Genomic DNA, 13,590 nt, shown 5'->3' with positions numbered 1-13,590 from the left:
TCCCGGCGGGTTCGGGATGCCTCTTACTGAAGGGTGATGTTGCGGCTGCGGATGATGCCGCGCCACTTCTCGTTCTCGGCGGCGAAATAGGCGGGCCATTCGCCGGGCGTGCCGACCACCGGCACCACGGCCAGCGCCGCCAGGCGCTCCCGCGTCTCCGGCGCTTCCAGCGCGGCCTTGGCGAGCGCATTGGCGCGGTTGATGATGGCATCGGGCAGGCCGGCCGGGCCCTGCAGCGCGATGTGTTCGTACACCTCGTACTCCGCGAAGCCCTGCTCCCGGAAGGTCGGGATGTTCGGCGCCACCGGGCTGCGCTCCCGCGTGGAGATGGCGAGCGCCTTGAGTTCGCCGGCCTGGATCAGCGGCAGCACGCCGGAGGCGGCCTGCACGATCATCGGCGTCTCGTTCGCCAGCACGCCCTGCACCGCCGGCGCGCCGCCGCGATAGCCGACATCGACCAGCTGCAGCCCCGCGGTCTGCAGGAACAGCTCCGTCGCCAGGTGCGTGGAGGAGCCGACGCCGGAATTGGCGTAGGTGACATTGGCGCCGGGCCGCTTCGCCGCGGCGACGAATTCCGCCAGCGTGTTGGCCGGAAAATTCTTGTTGACGCAGAGGATCATCGGCATCGCGGCCATCAGGCCGATGCCCACGAAGTCACGCTCGTTGTTGTAGGGCAGCGTCATCATGTGCGGCGCCATGGCGTAGGTGCTGACGGTGGAGACCAGCAGCGTGTAGCCATCCGGCCGCGCGCGGGCGACGGAGTTGAAGCCGATGGTGCCGTTGGCGCCGGTGCGGTTGTCCACCACGAAGCCGCGGCCGCTATCGGCGGTGAGCCTGGCGGCCAGGATGCGCGCCACCGCATCGGTGGACCCGCCGGCGGCCCAGGGGACCACGAGGGTGACGGGCCGGCTCGGCCAGGCATCCTGTGCGGCAGCGCCGCGGGCGATGAACGGCGCGGCGGCCAGGCCGCCCAGCAGACGACGCGTGATCATGGTCGGTTTCCTTCCCCTTCGGATCACCTGGGGCCGGCCCCGGGATGGGGGCCGGCCGATGGGCACGGTTTTAGCGATGTCGCAGGATCATTCCAGGGTGATGCCCCGGCTGCGGATCACCTCGCCCCATTTGGCGCTTTCGGCCGCCAGGTATTCCGGGAACTGGGCCGGCGTGCCGTCCATCGGCACGATCGCGACCTGGCGCATGCGCTCGATCACCTCCGGCGTCCGCAGCACGGCGGATTTCGCGGCGGCCAGCCGGTCGATGATCGCCTGGGGCGTGCCGGCGGGGGCGAGGAGCGACCAGTTGGTCGTCGCCTCGAAGCCCGGGAAGCCGGATTCCGCGATGGTCGGCACGTTGGGCGCCAGCGAGTTCCGCTCCAGGCTGCTGATCCCGATGGCGACGATCTGGTTCGCGGCCATCAGGGGAAGGGCGGTGACGCCATCGACGAAGGCGACCTGCACCTCATTCGCCACCAGCGCCTGCACCGCCGGCGCGCCGCCGCGATAGGTGACGTTCAGGACGTCGATCCCCGCCGCGCGCAGGAACAGCTCCGTCGCCAGATGGGCCGAGGAGCCGGCGCCGGAGGAGCCGTAGGAGAGCTTGCCCGGCTCCCGCTTCGCACGCGCCACCAGGCCCGCGATGTCCCGCACGCCGAGCGCGTTGCTGACGCAGAGGAAGATGGGGGAGACGGCGACGCGGCCGATGCCCGTGAAGGCACGATCATCGTCATAGCCGCGATTGGGGAAGAGGTGCCGCGACATGGCGTAGGTGGAGTTCACGCCGAGCAGCAGCGTCTGCCCATCCGGCCGGGCGCGGGCGACGGAGGCATGGCCGATCGTGCCGGAAGCCCCCGGGCGGTTGTCCACGACGACATTGCCCGGCAGTTCCCGTGCCAGCCCCTGCGCCAGCAGCCGCGCCGTGAAGTCGGAGGAGCCGCCCGGCGCCCAGGACACCACGATGGTGACAGGGCGCGTGCCGGGCCAGGCATCCTGCGCAAGGGCGGGGCGCGCGGCGGCGCCGGCGATCAGGCCAAGGGACGCGGCACCGAGGCCGCGGCGGGTCAGCTGGGTCATTCCTGGTCTCCGTTCCTCCGGTCCGGGGCTTCGCGCCAGAGGCGCGGCCGTCGATCCCGTTGACGTGTATGTACTGGTTAGTCCATAAATCACGCAAGCCCTTTCTGAAGCGGCCAAGACGAGACAGGATGCGTCCATGCCCGACAGCCTTCCGCCCGCCGCCGCCATGACCACGTTGCAGGAGAAGGGGCTGGTGCTCGGCCTGATCGGCGCGGGCATCCAGGCCAGCCGCACGCCGGCGATGCACATGGCGGAAGCGGCGGCGCAGGGCTTTCCCTGCGTCTACCGCATCATCGACCTCGATCGCATCGCGGGCGGCGCTTCGGTGCTGCCGGAGCTGCTGGTGGCGGCGGAGCGGATGGGCTACGGCGGCCTCAACATCACCTTCCCCAGCAAGCAGCAGGTGATCCCGCTGCTGGACGAGCTGTCGCCGGAAGCGGCGGCGCTGGGCGCGGTGAACACGGTGGTGCTGCGGGACGGGCGGCGGATCGGCCACAACACGGATTGCAGCGGCTTCGGCGAGAGCTTCCGGCGGGGCCTGCCCGGCGTGGCGCGGGACCGCGTGGTGCAGCTGGGCGCGGGCGGCGCCGGTTCGGCCGTGGCGCAGGCGCTGCTGGATGCGGGCGTGCAGCTTCTCGCGGTCCATGACGTGGATGCTGGGCGCGCGGCCGAACTCGCGGCGTCTCTCGCAGCCCGCTTCGGCGAGGGCCGCGCGGTGCCGGCGGCCGATCTGGCGGCGGAGGTCGCCGCCGCCGACGGCCTGGTGAACTGCACGCCCGTCGGCATGGCGAAGCTGCCGGGCACGCCGCTCCCGCCAGCGCTGCTGCATGCGCGGCTCTGGGTGGCGGAGATCGTCTATTTCCCGCTGGAGACGGCGCTGCTCGCGGAAGCGCGTCGGCTCGGCTGCCGCACGCTCGATGGCGGGGGCATGGCGGTGTTCCAGGCCGCGCATGCCTTCACGCATTTCACCGGCCTGGTGCCGGATGCGGAGCGGATGCTGGCGGGGTTCAAGGCGTCGCTGGGGCGCTGATTCTTCCGGAACGATGGGAACCCGGCCCACCCCGGGGGTGTTGGGCGCGCGTATCCATCAACCGGAGTGCGTCACATGTCCCGCCAATCCGTCATTATCGTCGTCGCGCTGATCGCCGCCATCGCGGGCGGCGTCGGCGTCTGGGCCTACAACAAGAACAACACGGTGCTGGATGTGAATGTCGGCGGCCAGCGCCTCAGCGTGCAGGCGAACTGAGGCCATGACGCTCGGCACCATCCTCCTCATCGCGCTGATCATCCTGCTGATCGGCGGCTTCAGCGGGCGCTTCGGCGGCTATGGCTATGGCTTCGGCCATGGCGGCGTCGGCGTGCTCGGCACGGTGCTGATCATCATCGTCGTGCTGATGGTGCTCGGGCGGATCTGATCAGGGCGAGACGTAGCGCAGCACCGCCGTCACGATCATCTCCCGCTGCCGCGCCGCGGTGGCGGGGTCCATCGTGTCCCGCCCGAAGATGGCGCCCAGCGTGTGGCGGTTGGAGATGCGGTAGAAGCAGAAGCTGCTGACCAGCATGTGCAGGTCGATCGGGTCGATGCCCCGCCGGAAATCGCCGCTCGCCTCGCCCCGCTTCAGCAGCGCCGACATCCGCCCGATCACGGTCGCGTTGCGCGCGCGGATGTCGGGCGATTGCTTCACGTTGCTCGCCTCGTGGATGTTCTCCACGCTGACCAGTCGGACGAATTCGGGATGCGCGGCGTGGTGGTCGAAGGTCACCTCCACCAGGCGGCGCATCGCCTCCGGCGGCGGCAGGCTGTCCAGCGCCAGCGCGGCCTCCGCATCGCGCATGCCGCCATACATCTCCTCCAGCACCGCGGCGTAGAGCTGCTCCTTCCCCCCGAAGTAGTAGTAGATCATGCGCTTGGAGGTCGCGGTGCGCGCCGCGATGTCGTCCACGCGCCCGCCGGCGTAGCCCTTGGCCGCGAACTCCGCCCGCGCCGCATCCAGGATGGCGCGCCTGGTCGCTTCCGGCGCGCGGGTGCGGCGGGGGGCGGGGGTGGCACTTGGCGTTTCCATGGTCTGGACTCTACGGTCCGTTCACCCTGACGCAAGCGCCCCGAATGGACGGCGCGTGGCGCCGGCGGTAGGCGAGGGGAAGCCAGGGGACGTCCGATGCAGCAGAACGCCACCAACCCGAATGGAATCGGCCAGCCCATCCGGCGGTTCGAGGATGCGCGCCTGCTGCGCGGCCAGGGCCGCTACACCGACGATTTGCGCGCGCCTGATGCCGCCGCCGCCGTCTTCCTGCGCTCCCCCCACGCCCATGCGCGCATCCTCTCCATCGATGTCGCCGCCGCGCTCGCCCTGCCTGGCGTGATCGCCGTGCTGACCGGGGAGGATGCGGTGGCGGATGGCATCGGCACGCTGCCCTGCGCCGTGCCTCGCCAGCGCCCGGATGGCAGCCCCATGCCCCGCCCGCCCTATCGCCCGCTGGCCATGGGTGCCGCCAAGCATGTCGGCGATCCCGTCGCGCTGATCGTGGCGGAGACGAAGCAGCAGGCGCGCGACGCCGCGGAAGCGGTGGAGGTGGAGTGGGAGGTTCTGCCCGCCGTCACCAGCGCCACGGCGGCGCTGGCCGACGGCGCGCCCCTGGTCTGGCCCGATCTCTGCCCGGACAATATCGGCTTCGGTTTCGCCCAGGGCGATGCGGCCGCCGTTGGCGCGGCCTTCGCGCGCGCGGCGCATCGCGTGGCGCTCGATTTCCGCATCAGCCGCGTCTCCGCCAACCCCATGGAGCCCCGCGCCGCCATCGCGGAGTGGGACGAGGCGGAGGGGCGCTGGACGCTGCGCAACGGCACGCAGGGCCCGCACAATCTGCGCGACACGCTGGCACCGGTGCTGGGCGCCGGGTCCTCCGCACTGCGCGTCGTGGCCAACGACATGGGCGGCGCCTTCGGGCTCCGCAGCCACCCCACGCAGGAACAGGCCGCGCTGCTCTGGGCCGCGAAGCGCCTCAACCGGCCGCTGCGCTGGGTGGCCGATCGCAGCGAGGCGCTGCAATCCGATGCCCATGCGCGGGACAATGACAGCACGGTCGAACTGGCGCTGGACGCCGAAGGCAATTTCCTCGCGCTCCGCATCCGCACCGTCGCCAATCTCGGCGCCTATCTCGCGCTGCTGACGCCGCATTCCTCCACCAACAACCTGGGCGGCCTGGCCGGCGTCTACCGCACGCCCGCCATCCATGCGGAGGTGCTGGGCGCCTTCACCAACACGCAGCCGACCGCGCCCTATCGCGGCGCCGGGCGGCCGGAGGCGACCTATGCGATCGAGCGTGTGATCGACATGGCGGCGCTGCATCTCGGCATGGATCGCGCTGCGCTGCGCTGGAAGAACCTGATCCAGCCGCAGGAGATGCCGTTCCGCACGGGCCTCGTCTTCACCTATGACAGCGGCGACTTCCCGCGCGGCATGGCGATGGCGCTGGAGGCCGCGGATGTGGCCGGTTTCCCCGCCCGCCGCGCGGAGGCGGCTTCGCGCGGCCGCAAGCTCGGCCTCGGCATCGCCAATGCCATCGAGATCAGCGCCGGCCCCGCCAAGATGCCGGGCGAGGAAGGTGTCGAGATTCGCTTCGGCTCCGATGGCCACTGCACGCTGCTCCTGGGCGGCCACAGCCACGGCCAGGGACATGAGACGGCCTTCCGCCAGATGGCGGCGACCATGCTGGGGCTCGATCCCCTGAAGGTCCGCGTGGCCTATGGCGACACCGATGCGCTGCCGCATGGCCGCGGCACCTTCGGCAGCCGGTCCATCATCGCCGGCGGCACGGCGATGACTCGCGCCGCCGAGCGCATCGTCGAGCGTGGCCGCCACATCGCCGGCCTGATGCTGGAAGCCGCCGGCGCCGACATCGATTTCGCCGAGGGCCGCTTCACCGTCGCCGGCACCGACCGCGCCGTGACGATCGAGCAGGTGGCCCGCGCCGCCCATGTGCCGGGCGGGCTGCCGCAGGGGGAGGAGAAGGGCCTGCACGCCACCGCCATCGTCGCGCCGCAGGACGCGACCTTCCCGAATGGCTGCCACCTCTGCGAGGTTGAGGTGGACCCGGAGACGGGCGCCGCGGCGGTCACGCGCTACACCGTGGTGGATGATGTCGGCACGGTTGTGAACCCGCTGCTGCTGAAGGGCCAGATCCAGGGCGGCGTGGCGCAGGGGCTCGGCCAGGCGCTGATGGAGGAGGCGGTCTTCGACCCGGAGACGGGACAACTCCTCGCCGCCTCCTTCATGGACTACGCCATGCCGCGCGCCGTCGACATGCCCTTCGTCGCCGTGCGGTCGAACCCGCAGCCCACTCCGATGAACCCCCTCGGCGCCAAGGGGGCGGGCGAGGCCGGGACGGTCGGAGCGCTTCCCGCGGTGATCTCCGCCGTCTGCGATGCGATCGGAGTCGCCCATCTCGACATGCCCGCGACGCCGGAGCGGATATGGCGCGCGATGCAATAGGCGCTGTCGGCACCGCGACACGCGCGATGTCGTGATCCCACGCGACACGCGCCTGGGGTAACGACGACAGGCTGCAACGAAACCGTTGCTACGTCTTGCGTTTCGTTAACCCTTCGGCGGTTCCACCTTTCCGCGAATTAAGGTTGGCTGTTGCAGCCACGACTTGATGCCGAGTTGAATTGTGTGCGCGCCAGCACGCGCGAATATGCCGCCCTCTCCAGCAGATGAGGGCGGCGATGGAAGACGTGGTGCGTGGAATCCTTGCGACCAATGGCGATCTCGCCGTGCCGGCCGCGCAGCTGTCGCTGACGGCCAACCTCTTCGATGCGGGCCTCTCCTCCTTCGGCGCGGTCGAGGTGATGGTAGGGCTGGAGGAACATTTCGGTTCAAGTTTCCCTGATCACTTGTTGCGACGTGAAACCTTTTCCACCATCGCCGCGCTGATCGATGCGGCGGAGGAACTGCATCGTCATTCCCTCGCCGCCTGACGCACGGGTCGCCGAGAGGAAACCGATGAATATCGCCATAATGGCCACCACCGAGACGCCGGCCGACCTGTTCCGGGAGGAACTGGTCCGCCATGGCCACCTGCTGCCGACGGGCGTCGATGGACTCTATGGCCGGGGCGAGGCGTTCGAGGCCGCGGTCGCCGCCGTCGATGCCATGGTCGGTCGCCTCGCCGATGGCGATCGCGTGGAGGTGCTGCGCTTCCCGCCCGCCATGACGCGCGCGGGCTTCGAGGCCAGCGGCTATTTCCGCAACTTCCCTCAGCTCACGGCCGGAGTTTCCTGCTTCTGCGGCGATGATTCCGCGCACCGGCGCGCGCTGGCCTGCACGCCGGAACAGGGCGGCTTCGCCAGCCACATGCAGCCGGCGGATGTGATGCTGACGCCGGCCTCCTGCTATCCCGTCTATCCCATCGTGGCCGCCCGGGGGCGGCTGCCGGAGGAAGGCTGGCTGGTGGACAGCTCCTCCTACTGCTTCCGGCGAGAGCCCTCCGTCGATCCCGTCCGCATGCAGATGTTCCGGCAGCGCGAACAGGTCTGCTTCGGCACGCCCGATCGCATCCGCGCCTTCCAGTCGCGCTGGATGGATCGCGCCATGGCGATGTTCGCGGCCCTTCACCTGCCGGCCGCGACCGACATCGCCAACGATCCCTTCTTCGGCCGCGCCGCGCCGCTGATGCGCGACGGCCAGCGCAGCCAGCGCCTGAAGTTCGAGATCCTGGTGCCGATCAGCGATCCCGATCGCCCGAACGCCTGCGGGTCCTTCAACTACCACGTCACGCATTTCGCCGAGGCCTATGGCATCCGCGCCGCGGATGGCGAGTTGGCGCATACGGGCTGCGCGGGCTTCGGGCTGGAACGCATCGTGCTGGCGCTGCTGCGCCACCACGGCATGGATCCCGCCGCCTGGCCGCAGGCGGTGCGCGACGCGCTCTGGCCGGCGCGATGAACGCGCCGGCACCTCCTCGCGCGGTGCCGGTCACCGTCGCGGGCTGCCACGGCTGGTTCCACCCGCCGGCCTTGCCCGCCCTCGGGCGTGGCGTGGTCATCGTGGCGCCGGAGGGGCATGAGGCGCTGCTGGCCCATCGCGGGCTGCGCGACCTGGCCATGCGATGCGCGGCGCTCGGCCTCCCGGTGCTCCGCTTCGACCATCCGGGCAGCGGCGACAGCCCGGGCGAGCGTTTCCGGCTGGAGGATGCGCGCGCTGCGGTGCTGGAGGCGATGGACTGGATGCGCGCCGAGGCCGGCGTCACCGAGGTCGCCCTGGCCGGGCTTCGCCTCGGCGCGCTGATCGCCGCGCAGGCGGCGTCACGCCGGCCTGGCGAGGTCGCCGCGCTGCTGCTGCTGGCGCCGGTGGCGCAGGGCCGCACCCATCGCCGCCACATGCTGCTGGCCGCGCAGGTCGGCGCAAGTCGCGACGACTGGGTCGATGGCATCGAGGTGGCGGGCCATCTCTGGCCGGTCGAGGAGCTCGAGGACCTGGCTGGCGCCGACCTTTCCGCGGCGCTCTGTCGCGCTGCCGTGCCGCGCGTCATGATCATGGACCGCGCTGCCGCGTCCGCGCGCCGCGTGGCCCCGGCCGTGGCCTTCGAGGCCCTGGAGGGGCTGGAGAGCTTCCTGGCGCCGGCGCATGAGGCGCGAGTGCCGGTCGGTGCCTTCGACCGTGCCAGCGCCTGGCTTGCGGAGGATGCGAGCGTCGCCACGGGAGCGGCAGAGGTGGCGGAGTCGTTGCCGCGGCCGGTCGGCGGCGGTGCGATCGAATCCGTGCTGCGCTTCGGGCCGGGCGGCAGCCTGGTCGGCGTGTTGTGCAGCCCGGCACCTGGCCAGGCGCGACGCACCGCCGCGCTGCTGCTGAATACCGGGGCGAATGGCCATGTCGGCGTCGGCCGCTTCGGCGTGCGGCTGGCGCGGCGCCTGGCCGAGGCGGGCATCCCCTCGCTGCGGATGGACCTGCCCGGGCTTGGAGACAGCGACGCGCCGGAAGGCGCCGACCCCGCCGTCGCGCCCGATCCCTTTGCCGATTTCCTGGTCCCGGCCGCGCGGGCAGGGCGGGACCTGCTTGCGGCGGAAGGAGCCTCCCGCTGCCTCGCGGTCGGGCTCTGCTCCGGCGCGCATGCGGCGCTGCGTCTCGCCTTGATCGATTCGCGGATCGACGGGCTGGCGCTGTTCAACCTGCCGGCCTTCGATCGTAGCCAGGGCGGTGCCCCGGCGCTGGATGGCGGGCCGCCACCGGGCGAGAGGCCCTGGCTCCGGCGCCCCCGCATGCTGGTCCGCCGGCTGAAGGCGGAAGCCGACCGCCTGCTGGCGAGGATCGGGATCGAGACCGGGCTGGACGCGCCCTCCGCCTGGATGCGGCGCCTGGCCGCGCGGCGGGTGCATGTGCTGCTGGGCTACAGCCGCGGGGATCGTGGGCTGCGGGAGCTGCGCGCCCATTTCGGGCGGCACGGCCGGCGGCTCTGCGGCTTCCCGCTGGTGCGCTGCCGGGTGCTGGAGGGCACGGAGCACGCGCTGGCGCCGCTTGCCATGCAGGCCGAAGCCGCGGCGCTGATCGAGGATGCGGCGCTCCGGCTGGACAGTGTGGAGGCGCCGGTCGGCGCGAATACCGGTCATCGCGACCGCGCCCTGCCGGGCGGCCTGCCCAACCTCGCGCTGCCCGCGCGCTGACACCGCGAAGGAACAAGGACGATGAGCGCCGTGCTGACCGCACCGCATGACCTCGCGCGCCCGGTGGAGAGCCCCGCCGCGCTGACGCAGACGATCGAATTCGCCCGCGTCGCGCTGGTGATCGGGCTGGTCTTCCTGCACTACTTCAACCTGCCGGGCGACCATCGGCAGCCCTTCCAGGGCATCGATCCGGACGGTCCGCGCGTCGCGACCTTCATCAACGGCTTCCTGACCTTCTTCTTCTTCAGCGCCGTGCCGCTGCTGAGCGCCGTGTCCGGCTGGCTGTTCTTCGGCGGTGGCGACCGCGCTGGGCAGGGGATCGGGCGCAAGGTGCAGGGCCGCATGCGGTCGCTGCTGCTGCCGCTGGTCCTGTGGAACCTGGCGACGCTCGCGATCGCCATCATGGCGCAGCGCGTGGCGCCCACCATCGGCTTCGCGCAGCAGTTCAACCTGCAGGTCGCGACGGCGGATGGCTGGGACTACGCCAATGCGGTGTTCGGCATCACGGAGGTGCCGATCGCCTTCCAGTTCTGGTTCGTGCGCGACCTCTTCGTCACGGTGCTCTGCGCGCCGCTGATCTGGCTGGCGCTGCGCCATGCGCCGATCGCGGGTGCGGTGGTGCTGGCCGCGGTCTGGGCGGCGGGCTTCACGCTCGGCATCTTCATCCGGACCGACGTGCTGTTCTTCTTCTACCTCGGCGCCCTGGCGCGGCGGCGGGAGTGGAACCTCCGGATCAGTGCGGGTGTCACCCTGTCGCTGCTGGTCGCCTATGCCGCCCTGACGGCGATGCGCACCCTGGCGCCGCTGGTGGTGGACATGGCGGACCCCGCCACCATCGCCTGGCTCGATGTCGTGACGCGCCTGATCCGTCCGCTCGGCGTCGCGGCCTGCTGGGGCGCCTGCCTGCAACTCGCTTCCACCGGCTGGGGCGGCCAGCTGGCGCGCTGGGGCGGCTTCGCCTTCTTCCTGCATGCCGCGCATTACCCCGCCATCGCTTTGGTGAAGGAGGTGCTGTCGCGCGTGATGCCCGCGACCGGGGAGGCTTGGCTGCTCGCGCATTACGGCGCCTCCGTCGCGCTGACCATCGCCATCGTCGCCGCGGCAGGCGTGCTGATCTTCCGGGTCTCCCCGGCGCTCTATGGCGTGCTCGCCGGCGGGCGGCGCCTGGCATGACCGACTGGCCCGGAGAGGCCGTGGACGCAGCGCCGCGGGAGCGTCCCGTGGCGGGCCCGATCCGCGGACACTGGACGTTGCTGGAGCCGCTGTCGGGCGACCATGCGGCCGCCCTCTGGCCGCAGGCGGCGGCGGCGCCGGAGAGCTTCACCTACCTGCCCTTCGGCCCCTTCGGCAGCGAGGCCGCCTTCCGCGGCTATCTACGCCTGGCGGCCGCGAGCAAGGAAGAGCTGTTGTGGGCCGTGCGTCCGCTGTTGGCCGATGGCCAGCCGGGGCCGGCGGCGGGCTGGATCGGCGTGCTCGACATCCGGCCCAACCACGCCTCGGCAGAACTCGGCAATCTCTGGTTCCCGCCGGGCCTGGCGCGCACGCGATCCGCGACGGAGGCCTGCTTCCTGCTGCTGGACCTGCTGCTGGGTGACCTGCGCTACCTGCGCGTGGGCTGGAAGTGCAACGCGCTGCACCCCGCCTCCGGCCGCGCGGCGGAACGCCTGGGCTTCCGGCATGAGGGGCGGCTCCGCGCCCACATGATCGCGCGCGGGCGGCGGCGGGACACGGACTGGTACGGGCTGCTGGCGGAGGAATGGCCGGCGCGCCGCGCAGCCCTCTCCGCCTGGCTGGACCCCGCCAATTTCGACGAGGCCGGGCAGGCGCGGCAGGCGCTGTCCCGCGCGGCTTGAGCCTGGCGTGATCCAGGCTTGAGCCCGCCGCCGGGTTGAGGCGAGCGGCACTCGGCGCGACACTCCGCCCAAAAGCCGGAGGAAAACGCCATGCCTGCCCTGACCCGCCGCGCGGCGCTGGCCGCGCCGCTGCTGCTCGCCCCCCTGCTGTCCGCCATGCCCGCCCGGGCGCAATCCTGGCCGACGCGCCCGATCCGCCTCATCGTCCCCTTCGCCCCCGGCGGCACCACCGATGTGATGGCGCGGCTGGTGGCGGAACGGCTCGGCGCGCAGCTCGGCCAGCCCGTGGTGGTGGAGAACCGGGCGGGGGCGGGGGCGACCATCGGCGCGGCTGCCGTGGCGCAGGCGGCGCCGGATGGGCATGTGCTGGCGATGTCCAACAGCACCTCCCACGGTGTCTCGCCGGCGCTCTACCCGGCCATCCCCTATGACGCGATGCGCGACTTCACCCATGTGGCGCTGGTGGCGACCAGCCCCTCCGTCCTGGTGGCCAACCCCGGGCATCGTGCGCGGGATTTCGCGCAATTCGCCGCCATGGCGCGGGAGGCGGGGGAGATCGACTTCGCCGTCGCGGGCATCGGCACCTCCAGCCACCTGGCCGGCATCCGGCTCGGCATGGCGCTGGGCGTGAAGGTGAATGCCGTGCCCTATCGCGGCGCGGGGCCGGCGCTGACGGACACCATCGCGGGCGTGGTGCCGGCCATGCTGGACAGCCTGCCGAGTGCCGGGCCGCATATCCGTTCCGGTGCGCTGCGGGGCCTCGCCGTCAGCAGCGCCGCGCGTTCCGCCCGCTTCCCGGACCTGCCGACGCTGCGGGAGAGCGGCGTCGATGTCGTCAGCGCCGCCTGGTTCGGCCTCTCCGGTCCCGCCGGCCTGCCGCCCGCCATCGTGGCGCGGCTGGCGGAGGCGGTGCGCGCCGTGCTGGCCGATCCCGCCACCATCGCGCGCTTCGAGGAGCTGCTGGGAGCCCCGCCGCCGGAGAGCACGCCGGAGGCTTTCACCCGCTTCGTGCAGGCCGAACTGGCGTCCTTCGCGCCGATCGTGCGCGCCGCCGGGCTCACGCCAGGCTGAGGATCGCCTCCTCCACCACGGCCGGGGAGGCGTGGTGGAGCATGTGGCCGGCGCCGGGCAGCAGGACCAGGCGACTGTCCGGCAGCATCGCGTGCAGGCGCTGTGCCTGGCGCTTCGGGCTGACGATCCGGTCCTCCTCCCCCGCCAGGATCGTGACGGGCAGGTGCAACTGGCCGAGGCGCTGCGACAGGCGGCGCGCGGCCGGGACCATCGCCGCGCTGTCCTCCGCCACCGCCCGGATCTGCCAGGGGCGGACGGTGAGGGGCAGCGGGAATTCCCGCTTGAATCGCCGAGGCACCGGCAGCGGCGCGAACATCCGCCGGATCATCGGCTTTGCGACCGCGCGGCCGAGCGGCGGGCCATAGGTGTAGCGGATGACGTCGCCGATGCCCGGGATGGCAGGCGGCGAGAAGAGCACGGCGTCCGCGCGCAGGGTCGGGAAGAAATAGCCGCTCTCCAGCACCAGCCCGCCGATGCGGCTCGCATGGTCCAGCGCCAGCGCCAGCGCGACCACCGCGCCGAAGCTGTGGCCCAGCACGATGGGGCGGACGAGGCCGAGCCGTTCCAGCGCCGCGGCAATCAGGGCGGCCTGCGCTTCCGGCGTCCAGTCGCGGTCGCGCGGCCGGTCGCTGCGGCCGAAGCCGGGGCGGTCGATCGCGACCACGCGGCGGTGGCGGGCGAGGAGGTCGATCAGCCCGCTGCTGTCGAAATCCTCCACCATGCTGCCATTGCCGTGCAGCAGGACCACGGGCGGGCCATCGGGCGCCGGCGGGCCGCGGTCCAGGATGTGCAGGCGGACACCATCGACGGCGATGAAGCGGCCGGGGGCGGCACGGGCGCGCTCGGCGTTGCGGGCGGCCTGGTGGGTGGCAAGGGCGAAGCCGCCCAGGGCAGCGGCGAGCGTCAGCAGGCGGGACATGGGCGGCGCTCCGGCGGG

Annotated in this window: 14 protein-coding genes; 10 read left to right on the top strand and 4 right to left on the bottom strand. The window is 72.0% G+C overall.

Features of this window, described 5'->3' with window-relative positions; all coding sequences use genetic code 11:
* Window positions 1-23 precede the first annotated feature (23 nt).
* Window positions 24-992 (bottom strand): Bug family tripartite tricarboxylate transporter substrate binding protein, encoded by a 969-nt coding sequence (locus G3576_RS03760; protein WP_164692956.1) that lies wholly within the window; start codon window positions 990-992, stop codon window positions 24-26.
* Window positions 993-1,079: 87 nt separating this feature from the next.
* Complete coding sequence (locus tag G3576_RS03755; RefSeq protein WP_164692955.1) at window positions 1,080-2,069, bottom strand: Bug family tripartite tricarboxylate transporter substrate binding protein; 990 nt, start codon at window positions 2,067-2,069, stop codon at window positions 1,080-1,082.
* A 136-nt stretch (window positions 2,070-2,205) separates the two neighbouring features.
* Between G3576_RS03755 and G3576_RS03750 the strand changes: the two genes are divergently transcribed.
* From G3576_RS03750 to G3576_RS03740, 3 genes are all read left to right on the top strand, one after another.
* Window positions 2,206-3,099 carry a shikimate dehydrogenase gene (locus G3576_RS03750; protein WP_235951374.1) on the top strand — a complete coding sequence of 298 codons (894 nt, stop codon included), beginning with the start codon at window positions 2,206-2,208 and terminating at the stop codon, window positions 3,097-3,099.
* Between the two features lie 75 nt (window positions 3,100-3,174).
* A complete protein-coding gene (locus tag G3576_RS03745) occupies window positions 3,175-3,315 on the top strand; it encodes a hypothetical protein (protein WP_164692954.1) in 141 nt (46 codons plus the stop codon).
* Between the two features lie 4 nt (window positions 3,316-3,319).
* Entirely contained in the window at window positions 3,320-3,484 is a 165-nt protein-coding gene (locus G3576_RS03740) for a DUF3309 family protein (RefSeq protein ID WP_164692953.1), read from the top strand.
* Here the strand turns inward: G3576_RS03740 and G3576_RS03735 are convergent, their stop codons facing one another.
* The gene (locus G3576_RS03735) at window positions 3,485-4,132 is read right to left on the bottom strand and encodes a TetR/AcrR family transcriptional regulator (RefSeq protein ID WP_164692952.1); all 648 of its coding nucleotides are present in this window, start codon (window positions 4,130-4,132) and stop codon (window positions 3,485-3,487) included.
* 96 nt (window positions 4,133-4,228) lie between these two features.
* Here G3576_RS03735 and G3576_RS03730 point away from each other — a divergent pair, with 96 nt between their 5' ends.
* The 7 genes from G3576_RS03730 to G3576_RS03700 all read left to right on the top strand — a co-directional run bounded on the left by G3576_RS03730 (window position 4,229) and on the right by G3576_RS03700 (window position 12,653).
* Window positions 4,229-6,559 carry a xanthine dehydrogenase family protein molybdopterin-binding subunit gene (locus G3576_RS03730; RefSeq protein WP_164692951.1) on the top strand — a complete coding sequence of 777 codons (2,331 nt, stop codon included), beginning with the start codon at window positions 4,229-4,231 and terminating at the stop codon, window positions 6,557-6,559.
* Between the two features lie 236 nt (window positions 6,560-6,795).
* The gene (locus G3576_RS03725; protein ID WP_164692950.1) at window positions 6,796-7,047 is read left to right on the top strand and encodes an acyl carrier protein; all 252 of its coding nucleotides are present in this window, start codon (window positions 6,796-6,798) and stop codon (window positions 7,045-7,047) included.
* A 25-nt stretch (window positions 7,048-7,072) separates the two neighbouring features.
* Window positions 7,073-8,014 (top strand): amino acid--[acyl-carrier-protein] ligase, encoded by a 942-nt coding sequence (locus G3576_RS03720; RefSeq protein ID WP_164692949.1) that lies wholly within the window; start codon window positions 7,073-7,075, stop codon window positions 8,012-8,014.
* Between the two features lie 23 nt (window positions 8,015-8,037).
* Window positions 8,038-9,729 (top strand): alpha/beta fold hydrolase, encoded by a 1,692-nt coding sequence (locus tag G3576_RS03715; RefSeq protein ID WP_164692948.1) that lies wholly within the window; start codon window positions 8,038-8,040, stop codon window positions 9,727-9,729.
* 21 nt (window positions 9,730-9,750) lie between these two features.
* A complete protein-coding gene (locus G3576_RS03710) occupies window positions 9,751-10,902 on the top strand; it encodes an acyltransferase family protein (protein WP_164692947.1) in 1,152 nt (383 codons plus the stop codon).
* Window positions 10,899-11,582: a GNAT family N-acetyltransferase gene (locus G3576_RS03705; protein WP_164692946.1), complete on the top strand. Its 684-nt coding sequence runs from the start codon at window positions 10,899-10,901 to the stop codon at window positions 11,580-11,582. Before G3576_RS03710 ends, G3576_RS03705 begins: the two co-directional genes overlap by 4 nt.
* A gap of 90 nt (window positions 11,583-11,672) precedes the next feature.
* Complete coding sequence (locus G3576_RS03700; RefSeq protein ID WP_235951372.1) at window positions 11,673-12,653, top strand: Bug family tripartite tricarboxylate transporter substrate binding protein; 981 nt, start codon at window positions 11,673-11,675, stop codon at window positions 12,651-12,653.
* On the opposite strand, the gene G3576_RS03695 is transcribed toward G3576_RS03700, so the two are convergent.
* Window positions 12,640-13,572 carry an alpha/beta fold hydrolase gene (locus tag G3576_RS03695; protein ID WP_164692945.1) on the bottom strand — a complete coding sequence of 311 codons (933 nt, stop codon included), beginning with the start codon at window positions 13,570-13,572 and terminating at the stop codon, window positions 12,640-12,642. The genes G3576_RS03700 and G3576_RS03695 overlap by 14 nt on opposite strands.
* Window positions 13,573-13,590 lie beyond the last annotated feature (18 nt).

Source organism: Falsiroseomonas algicola, assembly GCF_011040385.1.
Taxonomy (GTDB): domain Bacteria; phylum Pseudomonadota; class Alphaproteobacteria; order Acetobacterales; family Acetobacteraceae; genus Falsiroseomonas; species Falsiroseomonas algicola.
The sequence above is the reverse complement of the archived record's forward strand: the minus strand, read 5'-3'. Positions and strand labels throughout refer to the sequence as shown.